Annotated in this window: 6 protein-coding genes and 1 pseudogene; 4 read left to right on the forward strand and 3 right to left on the reverse strand. The window is 69.3% G+C overall.

Annotation, left to right across the window (positions count from 1 at the left end; all coding sequences use genetic code 11):
* The first annotated feature begins 84 nt into the window (after window positions 1-84).
* Window positions 85-1,286, forward strand: a pseudogene (gene pcaF / locus CSW58_RS08790) (3-oxoadipyl-CoA thiolase).
* A gap of 142 nt (window positions 1,287-1,428) precedes the next feature.
* The gene (locus CSW58_RS08795) at window positions 1,429-1,998 is read left to right on the forward strand and encodes a hypothetical protein (RefSeq protein WP_099447042.1); all 570 of its coding nucleotides are present in this window, start codon (window positions 1,429-1,431) and stop codon (window positions 1,996-1,998) included.
* Window positions 1,999-2,057: 59 nt separating this feature from the next.
* Here the strand turns inward: CSW58_RS08795 and gatA are convergent, their stop codons facing one another.
* Both gatA and gatC read right to left on the reverse strand, forming a co-directional pair.
* On the reverse strand, window positions 2,058-3,545 hold the full coding sequence (gene gatA / locus CSW58_RS08800) for an Asp-tRNA(Asn)/Glu-tRNA(Gln) amidotransferase subunit GatA (protein WP_099447038.1): 1,488 nt from the start codon (window positions 3,543-3,545) through the stop codon (window positions 2,058-2,060).
* Window positions 3,545-3,832 (reverse strand): Asp-tRNA(Asn)/Glu-tRNA(Gln) amidotransferase subunit GatC, encoded by a 288-nt coding sequence (gene gatC / locus CSW58_RS08805; protein ID WP_099447039.1) that lies wholly within the window; start codon window positions 3,830-3,832, stop codon window positions 3,545-3,547. Before gatC ends, gatA begins: the two co-directional genes overlap by 1 nt.
* 102 nt (window positions 3,833-3,934) lie before the next feature.
* Here gatC and ruvX point away from each other — a divergent pair, with 102 nt between their 5' ends.
* The gene (gene ruvX / locus CSW58_RS08810; RefSeq protein WP_099447040.1) at window positions 3,935-4,420 is read left to right on the forward strand and encodes a Holliday junction resolvase RuvX; all 486 of its coding nucleotides are present in this window, start codon (window positions 3,935-3,937) and stop codon (window positions 4,418-4,420) included.
* A 7-nt stretch (window positions 4,421-4,427) separates the two neighbouring features.
* On the opposite strand, the gene kdsA is transcribed toward ruvX, so the two are convergent.
* Window positions 4,428-5,297 carry a 3-deoxy-8-phosphooctulonate synthase gene (gene kdsA, locus CSW58_RS08815; protein ID WP_099447041.1) on the reverse strand — a complete coding sequence of 290 codons (870 nt, stop codon included), beginning with the start codon at window positions 5,295-5,297 and terminating at the stop codon, window positions 4,428-4,430.
* Between the two features lie 57 nt (window positions 5,298-5,354).
* Between kdsA and CSW58_RS08820 the strand changes: the two genes are divergently transcribed.
* A partial coding sequence (locus CSW58_RS08820; RefSeq protein ID WP_143755140.1) for a deoxyribodipyrimidine photo-lyase occupies window positions 5,355-6,049 on the forward strand: 695 nt, incomplete at its 3' end.

Consider the following 6,049-nt stretch of genomic DNA (forward strand, 5'->3'; position numbering starts at 1 on the left):
TAAGCGATTTGACACCGGTGTCCAAGATTGACCCGCCGCCCGCCGCCCCTAGATTGCCGCGAACGCCTGTTTGAGAGACCCGCCATGTCCGACGCCTTCATCTGCGACCATCCGCACGCCGATCGGCCGCTATGGCCGGGGCCCTGGCCAGCGTCAGGGCCGATGACCTGGCGGCCATCCCCCTGCGGGCCCTGATGGCCCGCAACGGCGGCGTCGACTGGGATGCGGTCGACGACGTGGTGCTAGGCTGCGCCAACCAGGCGGGCGAGGACAACCGCAATGTCGCGCGCATGGCCGCCCTGCTGGCGGGCCTGCCGACCTCGGCCTCGGGCTCGACGATCAACCGCCTGTGCGGCTCGGGCCTGGACGCCCTGGGCGTGGCCTCGCGGGCCATCAAGGCCGGCGAGGCCGAGCTGATGATCGCCGGCGGGGTGGAGAGCATGAGCCGCGCGCCCTTCGTGATGGGCAAGGCCGACAGCGCCTTTTCGCGCAACGCCGAGATCTTCGACACGACGATCGGCTGGCGCTTCGTCAATCCGGCCATGCGCAAGGCCTATGGCGTGGATTCGATGCCGGAGACCGCCGAGAACGTCGCCGACGACTGGGGGATCAACCGCGCCGACCAGGACGCCTTCGCCCTGCGCAGCCAGACCCGCGCCGCCGCCGCCCAGGCCCGCGGCCGCTTCGACGCCGAGATCGTCGCCGTCACCCTGCCCCAGCGCAAGGGCGACCCGGTCGTGGTCAGCCGCGACGAGCACCCCCGCACCACGACGATCGAGGCCCTGTCGGCCCTCAAGCCGATCGTCCGGCCCGACGGCACGATCACCGCCGGCAACGCCTCGGGCGTCAATGACGGGGCCGCCGCCCTGATCGTCGCTTCGACCCAGGGCGTGATCCGCCACGGGCTAACGGCCCGGGCCCGGGTGGTGGCCACCGCCGCGGCCGGCGTTGCGCCGCGCGTCATGGGCTTTGGCCCCGCCCCCGCCGTACGCAAGGTGCTGGCCAAGGCCGGGCTGACGATCGCCGACATGGATGTGATCGAGCTGAACGAGGCCTTCGCCGCCCAGGGCCTGGCGGTGTTGCGCGACCTGGGCCTGGCCGATGACGGCGAGCATGTGAACCCCAATGGCGGCGCCATCGCCCTGGGCCACCCGCTGGGCATGAGCGGCGCGCGACTGGCCCTGACCGCCGTCGAGGAACTGCATCGCCGTCAGGGCCGCTACGCCCTCTGCACCATGTGCATCGGCGTCGGCCAAGGCATCGCCATGGTGATCGAGCGGATCTAGGGCCCCAAAAGCTCAGCCTGAGCGGCGGCGTTTGAATTGTGACCGAATAGGGTCGGCAATGGAGCCATTTCGTGAACGCAGGAACAACAGTCAAGCCACGCCGTTACCTCTTCAGAATTCAATGGAAGCTGAGGAGGACATCATGGCCACTCTCAATCTGAACGCTGAAGAACCCATCTATACGCGGCCGCAGGTCGTCGGCGACTCTCCCATGTTCGCCGGCACGCCGGTCTATGCTCGCACCAAGACCCGCAAGGGCGTGAGCGAGAAGCTGCCGCTGCTGATCGGCGCGCCCCTGGCTCTGGTCGCGGTCGGTGCCTTCGCCTGGACGATGATGGGCCGGCCCGCCGACGCCCCTGCCCCTGTCGATACGGTGGATGTGGCCCAGACCGCTCCGGCCCAGATGCCGGTGACCGAGCCCGCCCCCATGCCGACACCGCAGCCGGGCGTCGCGCCGACGCAGGTGGCTCAGGCCGCTGCCGCTCCGGTCGCCCGGACCGCGCCCGCGCGTCGAGCGGCGGCCCCTGCCCGCCGCGCCGCACCGGTGAGCGCCCCCGACGCGGCCTCGGCCAGCGCCGATGTCAGCGCCACGGTCGCGACGCCGACGCCCGCCCCGACGCCGGCGCCGAGCGTCGCCGAGCCGCCGCCGCTGGTGATCCCGGCGCCCGTCGCGCCGCAGCCTGAACCGACCCCGCCGGTCGCGCCGATGTAAACGACGAAGGGCGGCTCCTCGCGGAGCCGCCCTTTTTCTTGGCTAGGGGTCGAGGCGACCTACCACCACTTCGCGGCCTTGGTCTTGAACCCGGCCGATTTCTCCAGCGCCCCGGCGATCGAGAACACCGTGCCCTCGTCCAGGGCCCGGCCGATGATCTGCAGGCCCAGGGGCAGCCCTTGGGAGTCGAGACCCGCCGGCACGCTCATCGACGGCAGACCGGCCAGGTTGGTGGTCACCGTGAACACGTCGTTGAGGTACATGGCGATCGGATCATTGCTGTTCTCGCCCAGGCCGAACGCCGCCGAGGGCGCGGTCGGGGTCAGCAGGGCGTCGCATTGCTCCCAGGCCTTGTCGAAGTCCTCGGCGATGCGGCGACGCACCTTCAGGGCCTTGAGATAATAGGCGTCGTAATAGCCGGCGCTGAGCACATAGGTGCCGATCAGGATGCGGCGCTTGACCTCGTCGCCGAAGCCCTCGGCCCGGGTGTTCTCATAGACCTCGGTCAGGTTGGCGCCGTCGGCGCGCAGGCCGTAGCGCATGCCGTCATAACGGGCCAGGTTCGACGAGGCCTCGGCCGGGGCGACGATATAATAGGCCGGCAGGGCGTATTTGGTGTGGGGCAGCGACACCTCGACGATCTCGCAGCCGGCTTCCTTCAGCCAGGCGATGCCGTCGGCCCACAACTTCTCGATCTCGGCGGGCATGCCGTCGACGCGATATTCCTTGGGCACGCCGATCCGCAGGCCCTTGATCGACTTGCCGACGAAGGACGCGAAGTCCGGAACCGGGATGTCGAGGCTGGTGGAGTCCTTGGGGTCGTGACCGCTCATCGCCGTCAACAAGATGGCGGCGTCCTCGACGGTCTTGGCGATCGGCCCGGCCTGGTCCAGCGAACTGGCGAAGGCCACCACGCCCCAGCGGGAGCACCGGCCATAGGTCGGCTTGATGCCGACCGTGCCGGTGAAGGCGGCCGGCTGGCGGATCGAGCCGCCGGTGTCGGTGGCCGTGGCGCCCAGGCACAGATCGGCGGCGACCGCGGCGGCCGAGCCGCCCGACGAACCGCCCGGCGTCAGGGCCTTGTCGCTGCCGGCGCCGCGCCAGGGATTGGTCACCGGGCCAAAGGCGCTGGTCTCGTTCGACGAGCCCATGGCGAACTGGTCGAGGTTGAGCTTGCCCAGCATCACCGCCCCGTCGCGCCACAGGTTGGCGGTGACGGTGGATTCGTACTGAGGGATGAAGTTGCCCAGGATGTTCGAGCAGGCGGTGGTGCGAACCCCCTCCGTGCAGAACAGGTCCTTGATGCCCAGCGGCGCGCCGTCCAGGGCGCCGGCGGTTCCGGCGGCGCGGCGGGCGTCCGAGGCGGCGGCCATGTCCAGCGCCTTGTCCGGGGTTTCCAGGATGAAGGCGTTCAGGGGACGGGCGGCCTCGATCGCCTCGATGTGGGCCTGGGTCAGCTCGACCGAGGTGAAGTCGCGGGCGGCGAGGCCGTCCAGAGCGCCCTTCAGGGTCAGGGAGGTCAGGGACGTGGAGTGGGGGGCGCTCATTATTCGACCACCTTGGGCACAACGAAGAATCCGCCGACCGACTTGGGCGCGTTGGCGGTGATGATCGCGGCGTCGCCGCCCATGGTGACGACGTCTTCGCGTAGCGGCGCGCCGGCGGCGACCACGCTGGTCAAGGGCTCGACACCGTCGGTGTCGACCTCGGCCAGCTGTTCGATCCACGTCATGATGCCGTTGAGTTCCTGGGCCAGCGCCTCAAGGCGCTCCTCGGGTTCGGCGATCCGCGCGAGGCGGGCGACCTTGCGCACGGTGGCGACATCAATGGCCATATGGCCCTCCTGAAATTCGAACGCACGGGTTAGCCGGGCAAGCACCGCTTTGACAAGCAGTTCCCCGTGTCGGGCGTAGGCTTCGGCGTGCTATGAGACGCGATGCCCGTTCTCGACATCGCTGATTTCGCCGCCGCCATCCCCGACTATAAGCCGATCGTCGGCCTGGACCCGGGTGAAAAGACCATCGGGGTCGCGGTTTCCGACGTGACCCTGACCGTGGCCAGCCCCCTGGCCCTGATCCGCAAGTCCAAGTTCACCGAAGACGCCGAAACTCTGTTCAAGCTGATGGACAGCCGCAAGGCCGCCGGCATCGTCATCGGCCTGCCGATGAACATGGACGGCAGCGAAGGCGTGCGCTGTCAGTCCAATCGCGCCTTCGGCCGCAACCTGCTGCGGCTCAATCCGAACCTGCCGATCACCTTCTGGGACGAGCGCCTGTCGACCGCCGCTGTCACCCGGGTGCTGATCGAGGAGCACGACGTCAATCGCAAGCGCCGGGCCGAGGTCGTCGACAAGATGGCCGCGGGCTGGATCCTGCAGGGCGCTCTTGAGCGCATGCGCGCCCTGCGTCCGGGCGCGATCTAGTCCCCGGCTAGACGGCGCGCGGCCGCTTGGCCAGGGCGTCGAACTCCAGCAGATCGGCGACCAGGGCTTCGAACTGGCTGGTCGGCACCATGTTGGGGCCGTCCGAGGGGGCGTGATCGGGATCGGGGTGGGTCTCGATGAACACGGTGGCGACACCGATCGCCACGGCCGCCCGGGCCAGGACCGGCACGAACTCGCGTTGTCCGCCCGACGATCCGCCCAGACCGCCCGGCTGCTGCACGCTGTGGGTGGCGTCGAACACCACCGGACAGCCGATTTCCTTCATGATCGGCAGACCGCGCATGTCGCTGACCAGGGTGTTGTAGCCGAACGAGGCGCCACGTTCGCAGGCCATGACATTGGGATTGCCGGCGCCGGTGATCTTGGCGATGACGTTCTTCATGTCCCAGGGCGCCAGGAACTGGCCCTTCTTGACATTGATCGCCCGGCCCGTGGCGGCGGCGGCCAGCAACAGATCGGTCTGGCGGCACAGGAAGGCCGGGATCTGCAGCACGTCGACGGCCTCGGCGACGATCGGGCAGTGGCTGATCTCGTGGACGTCAGTCAGGGTCGGCAGGCCGGTGACCTCGCGAATTTCCTGGAAGATCGGCAGGCTGTCATGCAGGCCGATGCCGCGCTGGGCGCTGGCCGAGGTGCGATTGGCCTTGTCGTAGCTGGTCTTGTAGATCAGACCCACGCCCAGGCGGTCGGCGATCTCCTTCAGCGCATGGGCGGTCTCGAGCGCGTGCTGACGGCTCTCCATCTGGCAGGGGCCGGCGATGATCGACAGCCGCTCGGCATTGCCGATCCGGACGGGCGCGCCCTTGGGCGTGCGGATTTCGATCACGGCGTTGGGGGCGACGGCTTGCTGACTCAAGGCGGGACTTCCATAGGAGGTTCGAGGCGCCCCAGAGGTGGCCTTTGACGGGAGTTGGTGCAAGTGCCGATCGACAAGACGACCTCCGCGCCGATCATCGTCTGGCTGAGGCTGGACCTCAGATTGACCGACAACCCGGCGCTGAAGGCGGCCACCGACAGCGGTCGGCCGGTGATCCCGCTCTATATCCTCGACGAAACGCCGGGCGGGCGGCCGATGGGCGCCGCTTCCCTTTGGTGGCTCGACAAGTCCCTGGCCGCCCTGGACGCGTCCCTGGACCGCATCGGCTCGCGCCTGGTGCTGCGTCAGGGCGTGGCCGAGGCGATCCTCACCGACCTGGTGGCCCGAACCGGCGCGGCGACGGTGGTCTGGAACCGGCTCTATGACGCCGCCTCGATCGCCCGCGACACGGCCATCAAGTCACGGCTCAGGGACGACGGCGTCGTCTGCCACAGCTTCAACGCCGGTCTCCTGAACGAACCCTGGACGGTCAGCAACGGCTCGGGACAGCCCTACAAGGTCTTCACCCCCTATTGGCGCGCCGCCCGCGAGCAGATCGGCGAGGTCCGGCTGGATCCCGCGCCAACCACCCTGCCCGCGCCCCTGGTCTGGCCTGACAGCGACGCGCTCGAGGCCTGGGACCTGCACCCGACTCGCCCCGACTGGTCGGGCGGGTTCAGCGACTGGACCCCCGGTGAGTCCGGCGCCGCAGAGCGCCTCGACGCCTTCCTGCAGGGACCGGTCGGCCCGCT

It is taken from the genome of Caulobacter sp. B11 (assembly GCF_002737765.1).
Classification (GTDB): Bacteria; Pseudomonadota; Alphaproteobacteria; order Caulobacterales; family Caulobacteraceae; genus Caulobacter.